Here is a 22,004-nt window from a genome sequence, read left to right as displayed (position 1 = left end):
TCCTGGAATCGACGCACACGTGGTCCGGTTTCTGCGAGAATGAAGTGGATGCCGGCGTATGTCCGTTCACACCATTTAGTTAGTCATACCAATTTTCATGCCAATGAACATGCCTCAGAACCTGTGCCTTGACCTGCTCGAGCAACGCGTGCATACCGGCGAGACCGGTCATGCGCTCGACCAGCTCGTCGTGATCCTCGCCCATCTGCGCGCGAAACACGGCGAACTGGGCGACGGTCTCAGCGCATCGTCAATGGAGGGGCTCACTGCAGACGGGCAGCACGCGCGCTTTCTCACCCGTCTTGCAGGCGCTGTGAGCGTGCTGCTGGCGAATCCCGGCTGCGTCCCCACGCCGTCGCAATACAGCGCGCTACTGGGCCTGCATCCGTGGATCGGTGCGATTTTCGCGGCAACGGCGCTGGGTAACGCGGACCACGTCGCGTGCTATCTGGGCGGGCGCGGCGCTGAAAACGACACCGCCCCGCGCCAGGATCTGGCGCGTGCAAAGCGCTGGCTGCTCTATTCGAACGAGTCCGGTCTGGCGCTCGATCTCGATGCGCTCTGGGTCGAGAACCGCACGCTCGCCGCAGGACTCGCGCTCGCCCTCCTCTCACCCGAATTCCAGGGCTCGCCGGCCGCGCACGCCAAACGCGAGGCGCTGCTCGCCTGGCTGCCCGGCAAGCTCGCGCAGGTCGACGATCTCGACTCGCTGCCAACGGACATCCTGCACAACGTCTATATGTATTGCAGCTATGCGGATTCGCCCGCACGGCACGCAATCAAAAAGGACATCAACGTGCTGGTCCGGCGCAAGCTCGCGTGGCTGGGCCTCGCGGATCTCGACCCTGTGCCAGGGCGTTCACCCGGGCGCGGCCGCAAAAAGCCGCTGATGATCGTTGTCGCGGAGTGGTTTTGGGGCGGCCACTCGATCTATCGCACCCATTCGCGCGCGATCGAAGCGGCGCGTCAGCACTTCGAGGTTGTCGGTTTCGGCTTCGGGTATGCCGTCGATGCCGCGGGGCGCGCGATATTCGACCGGTTCATCGAACTGGAGGAGCCCGACTATATCGGCGAGTGCCTGGGCACGATCCGCGCATTCGCGAAGGCCCACGGGGCGCAGGTGCTATACATGCCGAGCGTCGGCATGTTCGTGCTGACAGTGTTCCTGTCGAATCTGCGTGTCGCGCCGTTGCAGGTGGCGGGGCTCGGTCATCCGGCCACCACGCACTCCGCGCAGATCGATTACGTGAGCGTCGAGGAAGACTACGTCGGCGACCCGGCATGCTTTAGCGAAACACTGCTGACGCTGCCTGCCGACGGGCAGCCCTATCGTCCGTCAGCCGCGCTTCCGGGAATTGTCGCGTGCGTGCCGGCAAGGCGCAGCGTCGTGAAAATTGTCGTCACGGCGAGCGCGATGAAGATCAATCCGCGCTTTCTCGAAGCCTGCGCGCAGATTCAAAAGCGCGCCGGCGTTCCCGTGCAGTTTCATTTCATGACAGGCACACGCAACGGGATGCAGCACGCGCACATGCGCACGGTCATCGCCCGCGTTCTTCCGGGCGCACACGTTCATGGCTTTCACGACTACGCGGCCTATCTCGCGCGCGTACACGACGCCGATATGTTCATCAGCCCGTTCCCGTTCGGCAATACGAACGGCATCGTCGATGCGTTCACGGTCGGCTTGCCGGGCGTCTGCAAGACCGGGCCCGAGGTGTTCGAGCATATCGACGGCGCGATGTTCGCGCGCGCGGGCATGCCTTCGTGGACTATCGCCGGAACGGTGGATGCGTATATCGAAGCCGCCGTCCGGCTGGCGACGGAACATGGCGAGCGCGAGACGCTGCGCCAGCGGCTGATCGAAGGGAAAGTGGCCGGGCGCTTCTTCGCGGGAAATGCGGCGCGACTGGGCGAACGGCTGGCCCGATGCGTACGGCCGGCGCGGCGCGGGAAGCCGGCGAACGCGCAGCCGGCGAATGCACAACCAGCGATGCACGAGGCGCTATGAACCCCGCGCCAGCACCTTTTCGAGCGCCATCGAGCGGGCCGCTTCCTCGGCCTCGTCCGCCGTCTCGAACACGCTTCCGGAGACGTGGACCTGGTGCCACTCGGGCCGGTCGGCCGCGTCGCGAAAAATGCGGAACCTCGCGCAGAAGCCGCGCGGATTGGCGGGCACGACGTCGATGTCCACCGACGCGCCTTCTATCTGATGTCTGACAAAGCCGTCCATCATGATCCTCCTGGTCGGCGACGGTTCAATCGTAGCACCGTGAGGCACGTCCCGTTGTGCCGCATCGCCCGGCTACGCTAACTCTGGTCGACGGGGAGACGTTACTCCGACGCTTCGTCGTCGGGATTGGCGAGATCAGCCGGAGCGAGCCAGCGGAACGCCGTCAGATCGGAGCCGGAGAATGTGCATTCCGCGGCCGTGGCGGTGTAGACCTTCTTTTTCTTGCCGGTTGCGACCACCGCAGGCGTGGCCGAAGCCGCGGCGACGCCCGAAGCCGCCACGCCAGACGCCGCCTTGGGCGGCGTCTCGAACTGGCCTTCCACGACCACGCGTTCGCCGCGAATGGCCGCGCCGGTGTGCGAAATCGTCAGCTTCTGCGGATACTTGTCGGCGAGCTTCTCACGCGTCATCTGCTCGCATGCGTCCGAATTCCTGTAGACGACCGTACATCCCGCCGAGAGCATCACGGCAGTCATTGCACATGCAAGAGATAGAGTCCGAATCTTCATTGATTTTCCGTTGTTCAGGCCGCCGGCAATTGTATCGCACGGGCGCCCCGCCCATGCCCGACATCGGCCGCCAAGCGCCGGAATCCACCAGTCGAGCGAAACGGAAAACGAATGAACGGATCAACGATGAATCATCGACGGATCAATCCTTCGCCGGCTGCGGGGGCACGAGTTCGCCGACGAGTTCGAGCAGGCGGCGCATCGCAACGGGCTTGCGGCAGAAGGCGGTCCACGGCGCGGCGCTGATGCCCGGCGGCAAGGAGGCTGAGACCAGCATCACTGGAATCAACGCCAGCGCCGGCTGGCGCTTCATCCGGAAGCACAGTTCGACGCCGTCCATGAACGGCATGTTCCAGTCCGTGATCACGACGTCCGGGCGCTCGCGCTGCACGGCAAGGAGCGCCCCGCAGCCGTTATCGGCGGTCATCACCCGATACCCCTCGTGTTCCAGAACGAGCTGGAGCGCTTCGAGGTCGCGGGCGTTGTCGTCCGCCAGTAAAACAGTACACATGGAACTCCCGGCGTGTTGGCGCGTGTTCTTGCATCACGCTGTCGTCAGCAACGATTGTTCCCGCAGTGGTCATTGAATCATCCGGCAGCAGCTGCGCGATGGCCGCGCCGCCACGGGCAACGGTTCGCCACGGTCAGTGCGTTTGCCGGACCCGTTTCGCCTCTAGCCTGAAAGCATCCGAAGCGGCGTCGATCTGACTGATCCGTGCCACAAAATACACATCCAGGGACGACACCGATCACGCGCGTTTCGCGACAAAACGACAAAACGCCGGATCGATGAACAGAACGGGATAACAGTGAAATGCTGAAGCCGGCGCGGAAAGCGCCGGCTGGGGTCGCTCAGGGCGGGATGGGCGGGATCAGTCGTCCCAGCTGTCCGGCAGCTTTTGCGTGAGGGTGGACACGAAGCTGGCGGTTTCCGGCCGGCCAGGACGCGTGAAGATGTCGCGCGCCGGGCCCGATTCGACCACCTCGCCGTCGGTCAGGAACACGACGTCACGCGCGATCGACGCGGCAAGCCGCAGGTCGTGCGTGGCCATCAGCATCGTCATGCCTTCCTTTGCAAGCTGGCGCAGCACGTCGACGACTTCCGCGGCCAGCCCCGGATCGAGCGCCGAGGTCGGCTCGTCGCACAGCAGCACGTCCGGTGAAGGCGCCAGCGCCCGCGCGATCGCGACGCGCTGCTGCTGGCCACCGGAGAGCGTCGAGGGCCACGCGTCCGATTTGTGGGCGATGCCGACTTTCGTCAGCAGTTCGTGCGCCCGCGTGCGTGCGCGCGCCACGTCCCACTTCTGCACGGTGATGAGCCCTTCCATCACGTTTTCGATGACCGTGCGATGCGGAAACAGCTGGAAATTCTGGAACACCATGCCGGTGCGCCGGCGGATCGCGAGCACCGCGTCGCGCGAGGGTTTCTCCGTGCGGCTGAATTCGAGCCGCTGGTCGCCGAGTTCGAGCGTGCCGGCTTCGGGAATCTCCAGCAGGTTCACGCAGCGCAGCAGCGTGCTCTTGCCGCTGCCGGACGGGCCGATCAGCGCCGTGACGTTGCCCGGCGCGAGCGCGAGATCGACCGCGTTCAGCACCCGGTGATCGCCAAAATACTTTTCGATTTTCTGAAGCTTGATCATCCGTTGCCACCCGTGAAAAGCGCGTGGCGCCCGAAGCGCCGTTCGAGCCTGACCTGCGCCGACGACAGCACCGAACTGAACACCAGATAGATCAACGCCGCTTCCGTATACAGAATGAGCGGCTCATATGTGACCGACGCGATGCGCTGCGCGGCCTGGAAAATCTCCGGCACGGTCAGCACGGCGGCGAGCGACGTGTCTTTCACGAGCGCGATGAACGAGTTCGACAGCGGCGGCAGCGCCACGCGCGCCGCCTGCGGCAGGATCGCGCGACGCAGCGCCTGGCCGCGCGTCATCCCCATCGAATACGCGGCTTCCCACTGTCCTTTCGGGATCGATTCGATGACGCCGCGAATCACCTCGGAATTGTAGGCGCCGACGTTCAGCGAAAAACCGATGATGGCCGCCGTCAACGGATCGAGCACGATCCCGACGTTCGGCAGCCCGTAGAAGATCACGAACAGCTGCACGAGCAGCGGCGAGCCGCGAATCAGCCAGACGTAGAACCGCACGACGGCGACGGACCAGGCCGGCCCGAACAGCCGGATCAGCGCGACGGCAAACGCCAGCGCGAGACCCAGCACGAAGGAAATCAGCGTGAGCGGCACGGTAAACACCAGCCCCGCGTACAGCAGGGGCCAGAGCGACGTGCCCATCAAATGCAGCCATGCCGGCATGATTCAGACCCGCTTCCCAAGGTTCCCGGACATTACTTCGAGACGTCCTTGCCGAAGTACTTGATCGAGATCTTGTCGTAGGTTCCGTCGGCCTTCATGTCGGCGAGCGCCTTGTTGATCGCGGCCTGCAGTTCCGGATTGCCCTTGCGGATCAACACGCCCGACTGGTCGCTGTCGGCGTTATCCAGCGCGGCGATCTTCACCTTCGCATCCGGCTTGTGCTTCTTGAAGTCGAGGTACGACAGCGAGTCGTTCACCGTCGCATCGACGCGGCCCGACGTCAGCAGATCGACCGATTCGTTGAAACCCTGCACGGCGACCACGTCCGCGCCATGCGCGAGCGCGATCTTGCCGAAGTTGCTGGTCAGCGTGTTCGCCGACTTTTTGCCCTTCAGGTCGTCGAACGTCTTGATGGTCGTGTTGTCCGAGCGCACGATCAGCGCCGCGTGCGACGTGATGTACGGGCTCGAGAAATCGTACTTCGCCTTGCGCGCGTCGGTGATCGACACTTCGTTGATGACGGCATCGTAACGGTTCGCGTCGAGGCCGGCGATCAGGCCGTCCCACTTGCCCTCGACGAACTCCGCCTTCACGCCGAGACGCTGCGCGATCGCGCGGCCGATCTCGACGTCGAAGCCCGTCAGCTGGTTCGACGCGTCATGGAACGTGAACGGTGCGTACGTGCCTTCCGTGCCGATCTTGAAAACGCCGGCCGACTTGATCTGCGCGAGATCGTCGGCAGCGAACGCCGACGTCGCGGCGGCGACCTGCAACAGGCCGATCAACAGAATGGAGCGAATCGATTTCATCACATAGTCCTCTTGGTGTTGTTTGTCCGGCATGCGTGTGCGTTGCGTGTTCGCCATGCTACCGGTCCGAAGCGCGCAGCGGACTGTAGCAAACGGGTTTTATTTCCACAAAGCATTTCGAAGACAAACAATATTTCTTCTGGTTATAAAGAGATCATGGCGCCTTGAAGCCGCAGATTGTGCCAGTGTCTTGTCTTTTTGGCAGTGGAACGTATGACGAAACACGAATAGTGAAAACCCGAAGTGTCCTGATAATTCACTCCGGAATACCGGTCGAAGCACTGCTCGCCCGCCCCGAAGCACACGGCCGGCAGAATACTACTGCAGCTTTGGATCGTTCGCGGAAGCGGCTGAATCTCGAACGGCTCACGGCGGAACCGCTGTCTCTGCCCGTCACGTCGAGCCGTCAGGCCGGCAAGGGTTTGCATATTGCACACCGGCGGCCGGAAGCGGATGCACGGCTCGCGCACACGCGAGTGGCGCATGAGCACCACGCTGGCGGGCAACGCCCACGCGGCCGTTCGCGATCTGCTGCCGGACGGCTAGCGCACGGGCACGCTGCGCGATGCGTCTTCAGCGGACGCGGCGGGCGCCTCGGGCGCAACCGATGCACCAGCGGCACCCGCCGCACCATCGTAAAACGCCGCCGCGTAATCGACGAACGCGCGCACCTTGGCCGGCATGAACTTCCGGTTGCTGTACGCGAGCCGCAACTCGATGTCGCTGTCGACCAGTTCGTAGTTCTCCAGCAGCAGCACGAGCCGGCCATCGCGCAGTTCGTTTTCGATCAGCGAGCGCGGCAACGCGCCGAGCCCAAAGCCGTTCAGCACCATCTCCTTGCGCAGCGTCGCATTGTTCGTCGATATCTCGACGTTCAGGTCGACCGACGTCTCCTCACCGCCGCGCCGAAAGCGCAGCGGCAAACCCTGAATCGACGGCGACAGCGCGACGAACCCGTGTCGCGCGAGATCGCCCGGGGTATCGGGACGCGGGTGCGTCGTCAGATATTCGGGTGAGGTCACCACGACGATCGCGATGCGTGTCAGCGGGCGCGTGATCATCTGGTCGCTCGTCAGCATGAACGGCAGCAGGATGCCGAGATCGTAGCCTTCCTCGATCAGATCGACGGGCCGCTCGCTTAGCGTGAGATCGAGATGCACCGTCGGATATTCCTTCTTGAATCCGGCTATCAGCGGCACCAGCAGATTCACCGTGACCGTCGTGTGTGCCACGACTCTCAGCACGCCCGTCGGCTCGCTGACGCCGTGGCGTGCCTCTGCCTCCAGCACGTCGAGTTCCGCGAGGAGCCGCGAACAGCCCTTGAAAAACTGTTCGGCGACTTCGGTTGTGGAGATATGACGCGTCGAGCGATGAAAGAGGCGAACGCCGAGGCGCGTTTCGAGTTCGCTCACCGAGCGGGAAACCGCCGGCGTCGACAGGCCGTGAACCTGCGCCGCACGCGTAAAACTGCGGACTTCGACCACGGTGCAAAAGACACGCAGCGATTCGAGGTGATCCATGAACGTCCTTTTGAGCGTCGCACGTGCGGTTGATCGCGCTGCAGCCGGAACGCGCGAAACGTCACGACGCCCCAATGCGTGAAGGCGTGCCGGAACATTGTATGCGTTGATGGACAAACGCGTGGCGGGCCGCCCGGAATGCTTACAGGCGCGAAAACCGTGCGACGCGCAGCCCTGTCGCCGTGCGCGGCAGGATCGCGCCAAAGGTGGGAAAATCACGGACCCGGTCGCGCCAATGCGGCCTCGCGCCCGCCACCGGCGCCTTTCATGCACCCACCACGCAGGACACACGATCATGTTTCAGGGAACCGTCTCCGCCGCGTTGCCCAGGCGCGAGTTCTACGTCGAACTGGCCGCGCAGGCGCGCGGGCTCCTTGCCGGCGAAACGAATCTCGTCGCCAATGCCGCGAATCTTTCCGCGCTGCTCTTCAACGCGATGCCGGACGTGAACTGGGCGGGCTTCTATTTTCTCGTCGAGGGCGAACTGGTTGTCGGGCCGTTTCAGGGCAAGCCCGCCTGCGTGCGCATCGCGATGGGTCACGGCGTGTGCGGCACCGCCGCGCAAACCCGCGAGACCCAGCTCGTACCGGACGTTCAGGCGTTTCCAGGCCACATTGCGTGCGATTCGGCATCGCGCTCGGAACTGGTCGTGCCGCTCGTCATGCCCGATGGCGCGGTGCTTGGCGTGCTCGATATCGACAGCCCGCTACCCGGCCGTTTCACCGTAGAAGACCGCGACGGCATCGAGGCGATCGCCGCCCTGCTGATCAGGACGCTCGCGCCAGAAGGCGCGGTGCTGTAACAGGTCTTCCACGCACATGAAAAAAACCGGATGCCTTGAATGGACATCCGGTTTTCACGGCCGCGCATCGTGCACGCTCAACGCGCGACCGGCTCCACGGCCTTCAGGCGGTTGGCGACCCGGATCGCCTCGAAATACGCCGGGTTCGGCGGCCGCTTCAGATAGCGCCCCGCGCCGCGCTGCGCCCGCAGGTCGCCGTTGGCCCACGCCACGTGGCCGCGCGAGAGCGTATGCGTCGCCACGCCCTGCACGTTCATCCCCTCGAACACGTTGAAGTCGACGTTCTGGTGATGGGTCTTGACGGAGATCGTGCGCGTCGCCTGCGGGTCCCAGACGACGAGGTCCGCGTCGGCACCCACTTCGACCGCGCCCTTGCGGGGATAGAGGTTGAAAATCTGCGCGGCGTTGGTCGACGTCACGCGCACGAACTCGTTCGGCGTCAGGCGTCCTGTGTTGACGCCGTGATGCCAGAGAATCGACATGCGGTCCTCGACGCCGCCACATCCGTTCGGAATCTTCGTGAAGTCCTCGCGTCCCATCGCTTTCTGCGACGCGCAGAACACGCAGTGATCCGTCGCGGTGGTGTGCAGATGGCCGCCCTGCAGGCCGCGCCACAACGCGTCGCGATGCTCCTTCGAGCGAAACGGCGGGCTCATCACGTGCGCGGCCGCGCGTCCCCAGTCGGTGTCGCGATAGACCGATTCGTCGATCACGAGATGGCCGGCAAGCACTTCGGCGAACACGCGCTGGCCCTCGCTGTGCGCGCGGATCACGGCGTCGAGCGCGTCTTTCGCCGACACGTGAACGATGTACACCGGCACGCCCAGCACCTGGGCAATACGGATCGCGCGATTGGCCGCCTCGCCCTCCACTTCCGGCGGCCGCGACAACGGATGCGCCTCCGGTCCCGTGAAGCCGCGCGCCAGAAGCTGCCGTTGTAACTGGAACACCAGTTCGCCGTTTTCCGCGTGGACGGTCGGCAACGCGCCGAGTTCGAGCGCGCGTGCGAAGCTGTTCACGAGGATTTCGTCGTCGGCCATGATCGCGTTCTTGTAGGCCATGAAGTGCTTGAAGCTCGACACACCGTGCTCATGTACAAGCGTGCCCATGTCGCGATGCACCGACTCATCCCACCACGTCACCGCGACGTGAAAGGCGTAGTCGGACGCGGCCTTCTCCGCCCAGCCGCGCCATTCGTTGAACGCCGCCATCAACGGCTGACGCGGCGACGGAATCACGAAGTCGATGATGCTCGTCGTGCCGCCCGCGAGACCGGCGGCCGTGCCGCTATAGAAGTCGTCGCTGGCGGTCGTGCCCATGAACGGCAGCTCCATGTGCGTGTGCGGATCGATGCCGCCTGGCATCACGTACTGCCCGCCGGCATCGATGACCGTCGCGCCGGCGGGAGCCGTGAGATCGACGCCGATCTGCGCGATCGTGCCACCTTCCGCGCTGTCATGACACAGCACGTCGGCGCGATAAGTCTGGTTGGCGTCGACTACCGTCCCGCCACGAATCAGGGTTGCCATGCTGCCGTCTCCTTCAGTTAACCCTCAATCTCCATTCACGTCACTGCCCGCTCACGCGCGTGCGATACGCGGGCTTGCGCGCTTGCCGAGTTTCATCCACACGCCGTAGACGATGGCCGCGAGCGCGAGACCCACGAACCACGCATACGTATAGAGCGTGTTGAACATCTCCGGCACGTTCGGAAAAGCCGCGGGAAACGCCGTGTGCAGAAAGCCCGGCAGATTCGGCAGCACGCCGATCACCAGCGCGACCACCGCCTTGATGTTCCAGCCACCGGTGTACGCGTATTCGCCGTTTTCGTCGAACAGTTCATGATGGTCGAGACGCGTGCCGCGAATCAGGAAATAGTCGACCATCATGATGCCGGCCACCGGCCCGAGCAGCGCCGAATAGCCGACGAGCCACGTGAAGATGTAGCCCTGCGTGGTGGCGAGAATCTTCCATGGCATCATCACGATGGCGATCGTCGCGGTAATCATGCCGCCCGCCTTGTACGAAATGCCCTTCGGCCAGAGGCTCGAAAAATCGTAGGCCGGGCCGACGAGATTCGCCGCGAGGTTGCAGCACATCGTGTCGAGCGTCAGGATGATGAGCGCGATGCCGACGCCGACGCCCGTCATGCGGCTCGTCAGGTCGATCGGGTCCCAGATCGCCTTGCCATAGATCACGACGGTGGCCGAGGTGACCACCACCGAGATCACCGACAGCAGCGCCATCGGCACCGGCAGGCCGATCGCCTGGCCGACCATCTGGTCGCGCTGCGTCCTTGCAAAGCGCGTGAAGTCGGGGATATTCAGCGCGAGCGTGGCCCAGAAACCGACCATCGCCGTGAGGCCCGGCCAGAACGTGACCCAGAAGAGGCCTTCCTTCTTGCCGCCGGCGACGAACTGCGAAGGCGTCGAGAGCATCGACCCCACTCCGCCCGCTTTCGACGTCGCCCACCACACCAGCGCAATGCACATCACCACCTTGATCGGCGCCGACCAGCTTTCCAGCCAGCGGATCGAATCGGTGCCGTTGACGATGAAGTAGATCTGCAACGCCCAGAACGCGAGAAAGCACGCCGCCTGGCCGATCGAAATGTCGAGGAACGGAAGCGGCGTGCCGTGCAGCGCATTGCCGGTGAGAATGTTGAGCAGCACGTAGATCGCGCTGCCGCCGAGCCACGTCTGGATGCCATACCAGCCGCACGCGACGATCGCGCGCAGGAGCGCCGGGAGTTTCGCGCCCTGCGTGCCGAACGACGAGCGCACCAGCACCGCATACGGAATGCCGTGCTTCGCGCCGGCGTGACCGATCAGCAGCATCGGCACCAGCACGATCAGGTTGCCGAGCAGCACCGTCGAGACGGCCTGCCAGGGCGACATGCCCTGCTCCGTCAAGCCGGCCGCGAGCATGTACGACGCGATGTTCATCACCATGCCGACCCACAGCGCCGCGAAGTGATACCACTTCCACGTGCGCTGCGATTTGCCGGTCGGCGCGAGATCGTCGTTATAGAGCGCGCTGTTGCGCGCCGACGGTTGCAGTAGCGAATCGCTGGTTCCCACGGACTGGTTCATCAAGCACGCTCCCATTGTCGAAAAGCTGGCGCATCGTCATGCGGTGCGATGCGTCCAGCGCTCATGTCAATCATCAGACCGCATGTGCGGATGCTGGTGCTTCGGATTCCTGCGTCGCGGCGCTGGCGTTCACCGCGGCAGGATTGTTCGGATGCGTCGTCCAGTTCGAATACGCACCCGCGTCGACGCGCTCCATCGTGATGCACTGGTCGACCGGGCACACATGCATGCAAAGATTGCACCCGACGCATTGCGAATCGACCACTTCGAAATGACGCACGCCGTCTTTCTCGCGCAGGATGGCCTGGTGCGCGGTGTCTTCGCACGCGATGTGGCACAGGCCGCACTGGATGCACTTGTCCTGGTCGATGCGCGCCTTGATGTCGTAGCTCAGGTTCAGGAATTTCCAGTCGGTGACGTTCGGCACGGCGCGTCCGCGAATCTCGTCGAGCGTCGCGTAGCCTTTTTCGTCCATCCAGTTCGAGAGCCCGTCCGCCATGTCGGAGACGATCCGGAAACCGTAGTGCATCGCGGCGGTGCATACCTGCACGCTGCCCGCGCCCAGCACCATGAACTCGGCCGCGTCGCGCCATGTCGTGATGCCGCCGATGCCCGAAATCGGCAGGCCCGGCGTTTCCGCGTCGCGCGCGATTTCAGCGACCATGTTCAGCGCGATCGGCTTGACCGCCGGACCGCAGTAGCCGCCGTGCGTACCTTTGCCGTCGACGGTCGGCATGGGCGCCATCGCGTCGAGATCGACGGCGACGATCGAGTTGATCGTGTTGATGAGCGACACGCCATCGGCGCCGCCCTTGTATGCGGCGCGCGAACCGAGGCGGATGTCGGTGATGTTCGGCGTGAGCTTCACGAGGCACGGCAGGCGCGAGCCTTCCTTCACCCAGCGCGTGACCATCTCGATGTATTCGGGCACCTGCCCGACCGCCGCGCCCATGCCGCGCTCGCTCATGCCGTGCGGGCAGCCGAAGTTCAGTTCGACCGCATCGGCGCCGGTATCCTCGACGAGCGGCAGGATCCATTTCCAGTCGCGCTCGTTGCACGGCACCATCAGCGAGACGATCATCGCGCGGTCGGGCCAGTCGCGCTTGACCTGCGCGATCTCGCGCAGATTCTCGTCGAGCGGACGGTCGGTGATCAGTTCGATGTTGTTCAGGCCCGCGATGCGCTGGCCGTTCCACTGCACCGCGCCATAGCGCGAGCTCACGTTGACGACGTGCGGGTCGAGGCCAAGCGTCTTCCATACGACGCCGCCCCAGCCCGCCTCGAATGCGCGATTGACGTTATAAGCCTTGTCGGTGGGCGGCGCGGAGGCCAGCCAGAAAGGATTCGGCGACGTGATGCCGGCGATGGTGCAACGAAGATCGGCCATGTCTGGCTCCGTGGGGTGATTCGTTTTTTATCGCTGCGCGTGGCGTCGAGGCCCGCGCTTTCCGTACAACGTGCTGCTACGTCCGTTATGTCCGTTACGCCGCGCGCTTCGCGGTGCGGGCGAACACGCGGCTGATCGAGGCCGCCGCGAGCTTGCCGTCCTGCACGGCCTGCACGGTCAGATCGAGACCGGTGGCCGCACAGTCACCGCCGGCCCAGACGTTGTCGAGCGACGTACGCCGTTCGTCATCGACGGCGATGCGCGTGCCGTCCGTCGTCAGGATGTCGGCGTCGAGCCCTGTCGCGACGAGCGTCTGGCCGATGGCCTTCAGTACGACGTCGGCGGCAATCGTGAAGCGCTCGCCGGTGCCCGCGAGACGTCCACCCTCTTCATGCGTGCGTTCGAATTCGACGCCCGTCACCGTTTTGCCGTCACCCAGCAACCGGACCGGTTGCGCGTACAGCACGATCGAGACGCCCTGCGTCTGCGCGAATTCCTGTTCGGCCCACGTCGCGCCCATCGCCTCGACGCCGCGCCGGTACACCATCGAAACGCTTTCGGCGCCGAGCTTGCGGCTTTGCACCGCGGCGTCGATCGCCGTGTTGCCACCGCCGATCACGACCACGCGACGCCCTACCGGCAGCGTCGACAGATCGTCCGCCTGACGCAGGCGCGCGATGAAATCGACCGCGTTTTCCACGCCGCCGAGCGCCTCGCCTTCGATTCGCAACGCCTTCACGCCCGCGAGACCCACCGCGAGAAACACGGCGTCGTGCTGCTGGCGAAGCGCATCGAGCGTCACGTCGCGGCCCAGCGCGACACCCGTCTTCAGTTCGATGCCGCCCACCGACAGCAGCGAGTCGACCTCACGTTGCGCGAATTCATCGACGGTTTTGTACGCGGCAATCCCGTATTCGTTCAGACCGCCCGCCCTGGGATGCGTGTCGAACAGTGTCACGCGATGACCGTCGAGCGCGAGCCGGTGCGCACACGCGAGACCCGCCGGGCCCGCGCCGACGACCGCCACATGCCGGCCGGTTTCCGCCGCGCGGGTGAACAGCTTGAGATCGCGCGCCATCGCCCAGTCGGTTGCATGGCGTTGCAACGCGCCGATCGCGACGGGCTGTTCATCCTGATGGTTGCGCACGCATGCGCCTTCACACAGGATTTCCGTCGGGCACACGCGCGCGCACATGCCGCCTAGAGGATTCGCGGAAAGAATGTCGACCGCGGCACCTTTAAGGTTGCCGTTGCCGATCTTGCGGATAAAGCCGGGAATATCGATTTGCGTCGGACACGCGTTCACGCACGGCGCGTCGTAGCAGTAGTGGCAGCGGCTCGCGGCGATCGCCGCGGCGGCGGGTTCAAGCAACGGAGCGACGTCGGTGAACTGACACGCGAGCTGGTCGGCCTGTAGTCGGCCTGCGGCGATATCGCCGGTTTCCTTCGTAGCCATGCGCGTTCCTTCAGCAAGAGAAACAACACGAACCCGCTGGCTTCGCCTTTGGCGAAGCCAGCGTCGAAATCAGGAAACAACCTTCAAGGAGCGTCTGTCAATGAAGACCAGAAGAAGCTACGATGCAGGCTCGCACGCGCGCTCGAGCATCGCGTGCAGCAGCACGTTCGCACCCGCTTCGATCCATTCGATCGTCGCGTCCTCGATCTCGTTGTGGCTGATGCCGTCGACACACGGCACGAACACCATCGAAGTCGGCGCGACCTGCGACAGGTAGCACGCGTCATGGCCCGCGCCCGACACGATGTCGCGGTGCGGATAGCCGAAGCGTTCGGCCGCCGCGCGCACCGACTTCACGCAGGCTGCGTCGAAGGCGACCGGCTTGTAGTAGAAAATCTGTTCGAGCTGCGTTTCAAGGCCGATTTCGCCCGCGATGCGCGCGACGCCCTCACGCAGTTCCGCATCCATCCGTGCAAGCACGGCATCGTCCGGATGACGAAAATCGACGGTGAAAAACACGCGGCCGGGAATCACGTTGCGCGAGTTCGGATAGACCTGCATCATGCCGACCGTCGCGCAGCCGAAGGGTGCATGGTTCAGCCCGACCCGGTTCACGAGGTCCACCACGCGCGAGGCGCCCAGCAACGCGTCGCGCCGGCGCGGCATCGGCGTCGGACCCGCATGCGCCTCCTGCCCGGTCAGCACGATCTCGTACCAGCGCTGGCCCTGCGCGTCGGTCACGACGCCAATCGTCTTGTGTTCCGCCTCGAGTATCGGGCCCTGCTCGATGTGCAGTTCGAACGCGGCGTGAATCGGCCGGCCGCCGCACGGCACGTCACCCGCATAGCCGATGCGCCTGAGTTCCTCGCCGATCGTCTTGCCGTCGACGTCCTTGCGCGACAGCCCATAGTCGAGCGTGAAGACGCCCGCGAACACACCCGATGCCACCATCGCCGGCGCGAAGCGCGAGCCTTCCTCGTTGGTCCAGATCACGACTTCGACCGGATGCTCGGTCTCGATGCCATGGTCGTTCAGGCTGCGGATCACTTCGAGGCCGCCGAGCACACCGTAGATGCCGTCGAAGCGGCCGCCCGTCGGCTGCGAATCCGCGTGCGAGCCCGTCATCACCGGCAGCGCCGACGGGTTGCGTCCCGCGCGCCGCATGAACACGTTGCCCATCTGGTCGACGCTCACCGTGCAACCCGCCTCCTTTGCCCAGCTCACGATCAGGTCGCGCCCTTCCCGGTCGAGGTCCGTCAGCGCAAGACGGCAGACGCCGCCTTTAGGCGTCGCGCCGATCTTCGCCATCGACATGAGGCTGTCCCAAAGACGCTGACCGTTCACCTTGATCGACACGTCGAGCCCTGTTTCCGTCACTGCGTTCATCAGTCTGTCTCCTCTGCGAATCTGGTCATTCAAAAGCACGGTTTCGTACGCAAACGCGGTGCATCGCCGGCACATCACGGGACATCACGGGGCATCGCGCCCGTGTGCGGTGCATCTTCCGCGCGCCGCTGTTTACGTGTTTTCCCTGCTCGTCCAATCCTGTCCAGTTGGACAGGTTGTAGACGATTACCAGCTATATTTCAATGACTTCTCTCTGAGCGAAAAGCGTGCCATTGCGCTGCACCATGACGTGATGCACGTCGCTCGCAGGGGTACGGCACGACACATTCCGACTACAATGAGGCGCGCAATGAGGCGTGACGCGGCAAGCGCGCCAGACGAGGCCATGATGAAAAGCGACGATGCGCCGGCGATGACCGTCGAAAACGCAGAAACAGCGAAGCCAATGCGGCGGCGCAAGGCACACATCCGCAACACGAACGAGGCGCATCTGCTGGCCTGCGCCGAAGCCGTTTTTGCCGAGCGCGGTCTTGAAGGCACGAGCACGGCGATGATCGCGGAACGCGCCGGCCTGCCCAAGGCGAACCTGCACTACTACTTCCCGACCAAGCTCGCGCTCTACCGGCGCGTGCTCGACGACATCTTCGAGGAGTGGTACCGCGCCGCCGACACGTTCGACAGCAGCGACGATCCGGTGGAAGCCATCAGCGGTTACGTGCGCGCGAAGATGGAACTGTCGCGACGCCGTCCGCTCGCGTCGAAGGTATGGGCGAACGAAATCATTCGCGGCGCGACGCACATGCAGGACATCCTGTCGGGCCGCGTGAAGCCGTGGATGGAAACGCGCGTCGTCGTGATCAACGACTGGATCGCGCGCGGGCTGCTTGCCCCCATCGATGCGCGCGCGTTCCTCTTCATGATCTGGGCGATGACCCAGCATTACGCGGATTTCGATGCGCAGATCGAAGCGCTGGCGGGCAAACGCGCGCTGTCCAGAAAGGCATTCGATGAAGCGACCGAGCAGGTCGTCGCGCTGGTGATTCGCGCCTGCGGCGCGAGGAGCGTACACACGGAATAGAAAACGGGCGCTGGCGAAAGACGTCGCCCCTCGACGACCGTCGCCGCGCGGGACGGGTGACGCGTGCATGCCCGCATTGAAGCGGACGCTTCATTCGCCCGCGGGGCGCACCGCGCTGCGCCCCGCCGCAGGTCGGCCCATGGCGAAAACCCGGCAGGCATGCTTCTGGAGCGCTATTGTTCCTCGTGCGCCCTCACGTTCCTGAAAGGAGGAAAGCATGACCACGACTTCCTGGGTTGTCGTCGCGGACGGCAATCGCGCCCGTATTTTCGAAGCCAGCGGGCTCAAGCTCGACCTGCGTGAAATCGAAGGCTTTACCGACCCGCAGGCCCGCACGCGCGACCCGTCGTTGCGCAACGGCGAACCCGGCCAGAACGCGAAACCCGCCCAGAACAGCGCCGACGACACCGCGCGCGACCAGTTCGCCCGCATGCTCGTCGATTATCTGGACCAGGGACGTCTGCAGCAGCGCTTCCAGCGGCTGCGCCTTGCGATCGAGCCCCGGTTTCTCGGCCTCGTGCGCCGGCACATGACCGACGAGACGCGCAAACTCGTCTTCGACGAAATATCCGGCGACCTCTCCAAGCTGGCCCCAAAGGACATCCAGCGGCACCTCGAACAGCACGGATAGGCGACTGAGGGCGCCCGCAGGGCGGGCACCCCCGCTGCTTTTCCCGCATTTAATGCATATTTGCACCAGATTGACCCGGACCACGTCAACTTTCTGACTGCCTGACCGTTATAGTACGCATGGCTTTCAACGGGGCGGGCAAGTGAGCAGTATCGGTTCAAATAAAGTGTCGGCACGCACCGATACGGTGCATCAAGCGAAACCGGGCTTCTTCGACCGCTTCTTCAACCGCGTTTTCAGTCGCTTCCCGCGCGCGCCCGGCCCGGTCTGGATCGGGCGCCTGACCTCCCTTCCGCTACGTCACGTCGCCGTTCCCGCCCTTGCGCTGGTGGTCTGCGCGATCGTCCTGCTGGTTTTCCAGCATCTGTCGAAAACCATCGACTATCACTCCGTCGTCCGCAGCCTGCGTCATTTGCCGCCGCAGGCGCTCGTCACGTCGCTCGCCGCGACCGCCGCCAGCTACGTCGTGCTCGTCGCCCGCGACGCGGTCGGGCTGCGCTCGATCGGCGCACGCGTGTCGCGCCCGGTGCTGTGGATCGGCGCGACGGTGGCGTCCGCGCTCGGCAACGCCACCGGTTTTGGCGCGCTGACGGGCGGCGCCGTGCGCATCCGCATCTACGGCGCCGAAGGCATCAAGCCCGCGCAGGTCGGCCGCATCACCCTGTTCACGAGCGTCACGCTCGGCCTCGCGCTCGTGCTGCTTTCGGGTCTCGGCATGCTGTACGCCGCCGGATCGATGAGCCGCATGACGCATCTTTCGCCGACGCTGCTGGTCTGCACCGGCCTCGTCATCGTCGCGCTCTTCGCGGCGCTGATCGCGCTGTGCCCGCCGGTTGCGCGTCAGGTCCAGCTCGGCCCGCTCACGCTCGACGTGCCCGCGCGCCGCGATCTCGTCGCGCAGCTCGCACTCGCGGCCGCCGATGTCGCCGCCGCCAGCATCGCGCTGTGGGCCCTGCTGCCGCAGACGCACATCGGCTTTGCGCACTTCATCGCGATTTTCTCGGTGGCGATGCTGCTCGGCATGATCGGCCACACGCCGGGCGGTCTCGGCGTGTTCGAGGCATCGATGGTGTTCGCGCTCGGCGGCACCATGCCGACGCCCGCGATGGTCGCGGCGCTGCTCGCCTATCGCGTGATCTACTTCGGCGTGCCGCTGCTGCTGTCGTCGGCGCTGCTCGCCGGTTTCGAAGGCCAGGCGCTCAAGGCGCGCTTTGCCTCGCGCAACTCGCAGCACATCACGCAGCTTGCGCCGCTCTTTCTGAGCGTCCTCACGTTCGCGGTCGGCGGGATGCTGGTGATTTCCGGCGCGACGCCCGCGTTCGCGCGCCGCCTCGCGCTGCTGCAAACCGTGCTGCCGCTGTGGGTGCTCGAAGGCTCGCAACTGCTCGCGAGCCTGCTCGGCGTGCTGCTGCTGTTCGTCGCGCGCGGGCTGCTGCGCCGGCTCGACGCCGCATGGTGGCTCACGATGCTGCTCGCGCTCGCAAGCCTCGCGCTTTCGCTGACCAAGGGTCTCGCGTTCGTCGAAGCCGGCGTGCTGAGCGTGCTGATCGTGCTGCTCGCCACGACGCGCGGCCGCTTCAACCGTTCGTCGTCGCTCTTCGGCGAGCGCTTCACGGCGACCTGGCTCGTGTCGGTCGGCATCGTGATGATCGTCGCTTCGTGGGTGCTGTTCTTCGCGTTTCGCGACGTGCAGTACAGCCGCGACCTCTGGTGGGATTTCGCGTTCGACGAACGCGCCCCGCGCGCGCTGCGCGCGACGCTCGGCGCGTGTCTCTTCGCGATGTTCATCGCGTTCTGGCAGCTGCTGCGTCCGGCTGCGGGACGCTTCGTGAAACCGCCCGCGGCCGACCTCGTCGACGCCGCGAAGATCGTTCGCGCGCAGGAGCGCAGCGACGCCGGTCTCGCGCTGATGGGCGACAAGAGTTTCCTGTTCTCGAAGTCGCGCGAGGCGTTCCTGATGTACGCGAAGCGCGGCCGCACGTGGGCCGCGCTGTACGATCCGGTCGGACCGCGCGAGGAATGGGTCGAGCTGATCGGCGAATTCATGGCGCTCGCGCATGCGCACGGCGGACGCGCCGCGTTCTACCAGGTGCGCGCCGACGCCCTGCCGCTCTATCTCGACGCCGGCCTTTCGCTGATGAAGCTCGGCGAAGAGGCGCGCATCGTGCTGAGCGACTTCGAGCTCGCTGGCTCGCATCGCACGCACCTGCGCTATGCGCTCAAGCGCGGCGAGCGCGACGGCCTGACCGTCGAGATGTATGAACCGCCGCACGTCCCCGGCCTGCTGCCGACGCTGCGCGGCATCTCCGACGCGTGGCTCGACAGCCGTTCCGCGAAGGAAAAGAGCTTTTCGGTGGCCGCCTTCACCGACGACTACCTCGCTGCGCAATCCGTGATGCTGGTTCGCCAGCAGGGTACGCCGGTCGCGTTCGTCACGTTCATGACGACCGACCTGAACCTGGATGCGACCGTCGGCGTGATGCGCCACGCGCCGGATGCGTCGCCGTATGCGATGGAGTATCTGTTCACCAAGCTCGCGCTGCACCTGAAGCAGGAAAACTTCCGCAGCCTGAGCCTCGGCATGGCGCCGCTGTCGGGCATGAACGCGACGCCGCTCGCTTCACCGTGGCACCGTCTCGCCAGTCTGATGTGGCGTTTCGGGTGCCGCTTCTATAACTTCCGCGGTCTGCGGGGCTTCAAGAGCAAATTCCAGCCGACCTGGGAGCCGCGCTATCTCGCGGCATCCGGTTCGGTCGGCGTCGTGCTGACCCTCGCCGATCTCTCACTTCTCGCCGAAGGCTGGCGTTCATGAAACTATTGAGCATCACCCTGGCCCTGGGATTGTCCTCGGGCCTTTTTGCCGCCGTATCGTCCGATGCGGCCGCCGCCAATGCTCCTGCGGCCCCTGCCGCCCGCACCGTCGCCGCGCCGGTCACCACCGTCTCCGGCGGCCGTTTTGGCAACGTCACGGTCACGCGTCCCGCCGGCGCGATGCGCGGCTTCGTCGTGCTGTTTTCGCGGGCTGGCGGCTGGCGCGCCAGCGACCAGCAGGCCGCCGACGCGCTCGCGAAAGACGGCGCGATGGTCGTCGGCGTCGACACGTCGCGCTACGTCGCGAGCGCCGCGCCGCAGCCGGAGACCTGCCACAACCTGGTGGGCGACGTCGAGAACATCAGCCACCAGTTGCAGCGCGAAGCGCAGCTGAGCCACTACTTCCTGCCGGTCGTCGCGGGCACCGGCGAAGGCGGCACGCTGGCCACGCGGATGATCTCCACGGCGCCTTCGAACACGCTCTCCGGTGCGGCATCGGTCGATCCGGATGCGAAGCTCGACGCGCGCTTCAACCCGTGCCCAGCCGATCCGACGATCAGCCGCGGCAACGGCCTGCCCGGCTTCGTCGAAGTCGCGGCGACCACGACGGCCGCCGTCGACGCGCCCGCGCCCATCGGCGGCAAGCCAGTGCCGGTGCGGCGACTCGCGGCGAACACGTCGACGGCTGACGCGATGGTCGCGCTCGTCACGCCGCATCTGCATGTGCATGAAGCGGGCGAGCAGGACGTGTCCGACCTGCCGCTGATCGAATTGCCCGCCGCCCATCCGACCGACATGCTCGCGATCGTGATTTCCGGCGATGGCGGCTGGCGCGATCTCGACAAGACCATCGCCGAGGCGCTGCAAAAGAAAAACATTTCGGTGGTGGGCGTGGACTCGCTGCGCTACTTCTGGAGCACGAAGTCGCCGGAGCAGACGAGCCACGATCTCGCGCGCATCATGGAGACGTACGGCGCGCGCTGGCATACCCGACACGTCGCGTTGATCGGCTATTCGTTCGGCGCGGACGTGATGCCGTTCGCGTACAACCGCCTGCCCGAACCGCTGCGCGCGAAGGTCTCGCAGATGGCGCTGCTCGGCTTCGCGCACGACGCCGACTTCCAGATCCGCGTGACCGGCTGGCTCGGCATGCCGGCCAGCAGCGAGGCGCTGCCCGCGATGCCGGAAGTCGTGAAGGTGCCGCCCGCGATCGTGCAGTGCATCTACGGCGAGGACGAAACGGACACGCTGTGCCCGGCGCTCGTCAAAACTGGCGCGAGCGTCATACGCACGCCCGGCGGGCATCACTTCGGCCACGACTACAACCATCTCGCGGATACCATCCTCGACAGCTGGCGCAAGCAGATCGCGGCGACGAAAGAAAGTGCGCTGTAAAACATATCGGCGCCTGGCCAGGATTCGGTAAAAATCCGCAGCATCTCCCTGCTGGCCTTCGCGCCTTTGCCGGTGAGGTGAAGCCAGTGCGCGCCGCGTGTGCCGGTTACGATGCCGCCAGGTGTGACGCCGACCAGATCGCCTGCGCGCAGGCCGGTCGCGTAGCCGAAATCCGGCAGAAAACGCAGACACTGCGCTGCGAGAAGCGCCCAGCCATTCGAAACCATTGGCAATCGTGCCGACCGGTGTCCAGCGCCTGCAGCGCGGCATCGCGGTGGCGGGTCCGTTCGTCCATCGCACACTGGAACAACCGGATCAGTTCGGCGCGATGCCTGCTGAGAGCGAAACGAGCGAGCTGCCGAAAAATCCAGCCGCTCACGCCGCGTGCTGACCGACTGCCTTCGAGTGCGGGCAATCTGTTAGTGATCGAGTCACGTTGCAGATGCACATCACACGATCTCCGTTCTCCTTACTCATTGATCTGGCGCAGACCGCGACGACGATAGATATGCACACTCTCGTCATACGCATCTGGCGCAAATCCCCAGGCGTCTGATTTATCGATCTGCCACGAGGCCCGATGACATGCGGGTGATTGGGTAAGGTGCGCGCGGCATTCC

At 65.0% G+C, this 22,004-nt stretch carries 19 protein-coding genes; 6 read left to right on the top strand and 13 right to left on the bottom strand.

Features of this window, described 5'->3' with window-relative positions; all coding sequences use genetic code 11:
- The first annotated feature begins 103 nt into the window (after positions 1 to 103).
- Entirely contained in the window at positions 104 to 2,008 is a 1,905-nt protein-coding gene (locus BLV45_RS05515; protein ID WP_407670958.1) for a glycosyl transferase family 1, read from the top strand.
- Here the strand turns inward: BLV45_RS05515 and BLV45_RS05510 are convergent.
- The 7 genes from BLV45_RS05510 to BLV45_RS05480 all read right to left on the bottom strand — a co-directional run bounded on the left by BLV45_RS05510 (position 2,003) and on the right by BLV45_RS05480 (position 7,385).
- Entirely contained in the window at positions 2,003 to 2,230 is a 228-nt protein-coding gene (locus tag BLV45_RS05510; protein WP_090530002.1) for a hypothetical protein, read from the bottom strand. The two genes, BLV45_RS05515 and BLV45_RS05510, sit on opposite strands and share 6 nt — an antisense overlap.
- A gap of 101 nt (positions 2,231 to 2,331) precedes the next feature.
- On the bottom strand, positions 2,332 to 2,739 hold the full coding sequence (locus BLV45_RS05505) for a hypothetical protein (protein ID WP_090529998.1): 408 nt from the start codon (positions 2,737 to 2,739) through the stop codon (positions 2,332 to 2,334).
- Positions 2,740 to 2,881: 142 nt separating this feature from the next.
- A complete protein-coding gene (locus BLV45_RS05500) occupies positions 2,882 to 3,250 on the bottom strand; it encodes a response regulator (RefSeq protein ID WP_090529995.1) in 369 nt (122 codons plus the stop codon).
- 361 nt (positions 3,251 to 3,611) lie between these two features.
- Positions 3,612 to 4,379 (bottom strand): amino acid ABC transporter ATP-binding protein, encoded by a 768-nt coding sequence (locus BLV45_RS05495; RefSeq protein WP_090529993.1) that lies wholly within the window; start codon positions 4,377 to 4,379, stop codon positions 3,612 to 3,614.
- The gene (locus BLV45_RS05490; RefSeq protein ID WP_090529990.1) at positions 4,376 to 5,056 is read right to left on the bottom strand and encodes an amino acid ABC transporter permease; all 681 of its coding nucleotides are present in this window, start codon (positions 5,054 to 5,056) and stop codon (positions 4,376 to 4,378) included. Before BLV45_RS05490 ends, BLV45_RS05495 begins: the two co-directional genes overlap by 4 nt.
- Before the next feature lie 32 nt (positions 5,057 to 5,088).
- Positions 5,089 to 5,865 carry an amino acid ABC transporter substrate-binding protein gene (locus BLV45_RS05485; protein ID WP_090531172.1) on the bottom strand — a complete coding sequence of 259 codons (777 nt, stop codon included), beginning with the start codon at positions 5,863 to 5,865 and terminating at the stop codon, positions 5,089 to 5,091.
- Between the two features lie 542 nt (positions 5,866 to 6,407).
- Positions 6,408 to 7,385 carry a LysR family transcriptional regulator gene (locus tag BLV45_RS05480; protein ID WP_090529986.1) on the bottom strand — a complete coding sequence of 326 codons (978 nt, stop codon included), beginning with the start codon at positions 7,383 to 7,385 and terminating at the stop codon, positions 6,408 to 6,410.
- A gap of 295 nt (positions 7,386 to 7,680) precedes the next feature.
- Here BLV45_RS05480 and BLV45_RS05475 point away from each other — a divergent pair, with 295 nt between their 5' ends.
- On the top strand, positions 7,681 to 8,187 hold the full coding sequence (locus tag BLV45_RS05475; protein ID WP_090529983.1) for a GAF domain-containing protein: 507 nt from the start codon (positions 7,681 to 7,683) through the stop codon (positions 8,185 to 8,187).
- A 77-nt stretch (positions 8,188 to 8,264) separates the two neighbouring features.
- Here BLV45_RS05475 and hydA read toward each other — a convergent pair whose 3' ends face one another.
- The 5 genes from hydA to BLV45_RS05450 all read right to left on the bottom strand — a co-directional run bounded on the left by hydA (position 8,265) and on the right by BLV45_RS05450 (position 15,508).
- The gene (hydA, locus tag BLV45_RS05470; RefSeq protein ID WP_090529980.1) at positions 8,265 to 9,716 is read right to left on the bottom strand and encodes a dihydropyrimidinase; all 1,452 of its coding nucleotides are present in this window, start codon (positions 9,714 to 9,716) and stop codon (positions 8,265 to 8,267) included.
- Positions 9,717 to 9,767: 51 nt separating this feature from the next.
- Positions 9,768 to 11,279, bottom strand: coding sequence for an NCS1 family nucleobase:cation symporter-1 (locus BLV45_RS05465; RefSeq protein WP_090529977.1), 1,512 nt, complete (start codon positions 11,277 to 11,279; stop codon positions 9,768 to 9,770).
- Between the two features lie 73 nt (positions 11,280 to 11,352).
- Positions 11,353 to 12,666, bottom strand: coding sequence for an NAD-dependent dihydropyrimidine dehydrogenase subunit PreA (gene preA, locus BLV45_RS05460; protein WP_090529974.1), 1,314 nt, complete (start codon positions 12,664 to 12,666; stop codon positions 11,353 to 11,355).
- Positions 12,667 to 12,760: 94 nt separating this feature from the next.
- Positions 12,761 to 14,122 (bottom strand): NAD(P)-dependent oxidoreductase, encoded by a 1,362-nt coding sequence (locus BLV45_RS05455; protein ID WP_090529972.1) that lies wholly within the window; start codon positions 14,120 to 14,122, stop codon positions 12,761 to 12,763.
- A gap of 117 nt (positions 14,123 to 14,239) precedes the next feature.
- Positions 14,240 to 15,508 (bottom strand): Zn-dependent hydrolase, encoded by a 1,269-nt coding sequence (locus BLV45_RS05450; protein ID WP_090529969.1) that lies wholly within the window; start codon positions 15,506 to 15,508, stop codon positions 14,240 to 14,242.
- A 349-nt stretch (positions 15,509 to 15,857) separates the two neighbouring features.
- On the opposite strand from BLV45_RS05450, the gene BLV45_RS05445 reads away from it, so the two are divergent.
- The 4 genes from BLV45_RS05445 (at position 15,858) to BLV45_RS05430 (ending at position 21,384) form a co-directional block, all read left to right on the top strand.
- Positions 15,858 to 16,547 carry a TetR/AcrR family transcriptional regulator gene (locus BLV45_RS05445; RefSeq protein WP_245753120.1) on the top strand — a complete coding sequence of 230 codons (690 nt, stop codon included), beginning with the start codon at positions 15,858 to 15,860 and terminating at the stop codon, positions 16,545 to 16,547.
- Positions 16,548 to 16,764: 217 nt separating this feature from the next.
- Positions 16,765 to 17,178, top strand: coding sequence for a host attachment protein (locus BLV45_RS05440; RefSeq protein WP_090529963.1), 414 nt, complete (start codon positions 16,765 to 16,767; stop codon positions 17,176 to 17,178).
- A 271-nt stretch (positions 17,179 to 17,449) separates the two neighbouring features.
- Positions 17,450 to 19,990 (top strand): bifunctional lysylphosphatidylglycerol flippase/synthetase MprF, encoded by a 2,541-nt coding sequence (mprF, locus tag BLV45_RS05435; RefSeq protein WP_090531169.1) that lies wholly within the window; start codon positions 17,450 to 17,452, stop codon positions 19,988 to 19,990.
- A complete protein-coding gene (locus BLV45_RS05430; protein ID WP_090529959.1) occupies positions 19,987 to 21,384 on the top strand; it encodes a virulence factor family protein in 1,398 nt (465 codons plus the stop codon). Before mprF ends, BLV45_RS05430 begins: the two co-directional genes overlap by 4 nt.
- A 106-nt stretch (positions 21,385 to 21,490) precedes the next feature.
- On the opposite strand, the gene BLV45_RS28050 is transcribed toward BLV45_RS05430, so the two are convergent.
- Positions 21,491 to 21,832 (bottom strand): hypothetical protein, encoded by a 342-nt coding sequence (locus BLV45_RS28050; RefSeq protein ID WP_176954069.1) that lies wholly within the window; start codon positions 21,830 to 21,832, stop codon positions 21,491 to 21,493.
- Positions 21,833 to 22,004: the final 172 nt, after the last annotated feature.

Source organism: Paraburkholderia sartisoli (genome assembly GCF_900107685.1).
Lineage (GTDB): Bacteria > Pseudomonadota > Gammaproteobacteria > Burkholderiales > Burkholderiaceae > Paraburkholderia > Paraburkholderia sartisoli.
This window is presented reverse-complemented; position numbering and strand designations above follow the sequence as displayed.

Bases quoted from the DNA above. Each gene is read 5' to 3' on its own strand.
- BLV45_RS05515 (WP_407670958.1), top strand. From the start codon at position 104: ATGAACATGCCTCAGAACCTGTGCCTTGACCTGCTCGAGCAACGCGTG.
- BLV45_RS05510 (WP_090530002.1), bottom strand. From the start codon at position 2,230: ATGGACGGCTTTGTCAGACATCAGATAGAAGGCGCGTCGGTGGACATC.
- BLV45_RS05505 (WP_090529998.1), bottom strand. From the start codon at position 2,739: ATGAAGATTCGGACTCTATCTCTTGCATGTGCAATGACTGCCGTGATG.
- BLV45_RS05500 (WP_090529995.1), bottom strand. From the start codon at position 3,250: ATGTGTACTGTTTTACTGGCGGACGACAACGCCCGCGACCTCGAAGCG.
- BLV45_RS05495 (WP_090529993.1), bottom strand. From the start codon at position 4,379: ATGATCAAGCTTCAGAAAATCGAAAAGTATTTTGGCGATCACCGGGTG.
- BLV45_RS05490 (WP_090529990.1), bottom strand. From the start codon at position 5,056: ATGCCGGCATGGCTGCATTTGATGGGCACGTCGCTCTGGCCCCTGCTG.
- BLV45_RS05485 (WP_090531172.1), bottom strand. From the start codon at position 5,865: ATGAAATCGATTCGCTCCATTCTGTTGATCGGCCTGTTGCAGGTCGCC.
- BLV45_RS05480 (WP_090529986.1), bottom strand. From the start codon at position 7,385: ATGGATCACCTCGAATCGCTGCGTGTCTTTTGCACCGTGGTCGAAGTC.
- BLV45_RS05475 (WP_090529983.1), top strand. From the start codon at position 7,681: ATGTTTCAGGGAACCGTCTCCGCCGCGTTGCCCAGGCGCGAGTTCTAC.
- hydA (WP_090529980.1), bottom strand. From the start codon at position 9,716: ATGGCAACCCTGATTCGTGGCGGGACGGTAGTCGACGCCAACCAGACT.
- BLV45_RS05465 (WP_090529977.1), bottom strand. From the start codon at position 11,279: ATGAACCAGTCCGTGGGAACCAGCGATTCGCTACTGCAACCGTCGGCG.
- preA (WP_090529974.1), bottom strand. From the start codon at position 12,666: ATGGCCGATCTTCGTTGCACCATCGCCGGCATCACGTCGCCGAATCCT.
- BLV45_RS05455 (WP_090529972.1), bottom strand. From the start codon at position 14,122: ATGGCTACGAAGGAAACCGGCGATATCGCCGCAGGCCGACTACAGGCC.
- BLV45_RS05450 (WP_090529969.1), bottom strand. From the start codon at position 15,508: ATGAACGCAGTGACGGAAACAGGGCTCGACGTGTCGATCAAGGTGAAC.
- BLV45_RS05445 (WP_245753120.1), top strand. From the start codon at position 15,858: ATGAAAAGCGACGATGCGCCGGCGATGACCGTCGAAAACGCAGAAACA.
- BLV45_RS05440 (WP_090529963.1), top strand. From the start codon at position 16,765: ATGACCACGACTTCCTGGGTTGTCGTCGCGGACGGCAATCGCGCCCGT.
- BLV45_RS05430 (WP_090529959.1), top strand. From the start codon at position 19,987: ATGAAACTATTGAGCATCACCCTGGCCCTGGGATTGTCCTCGGGCCTT.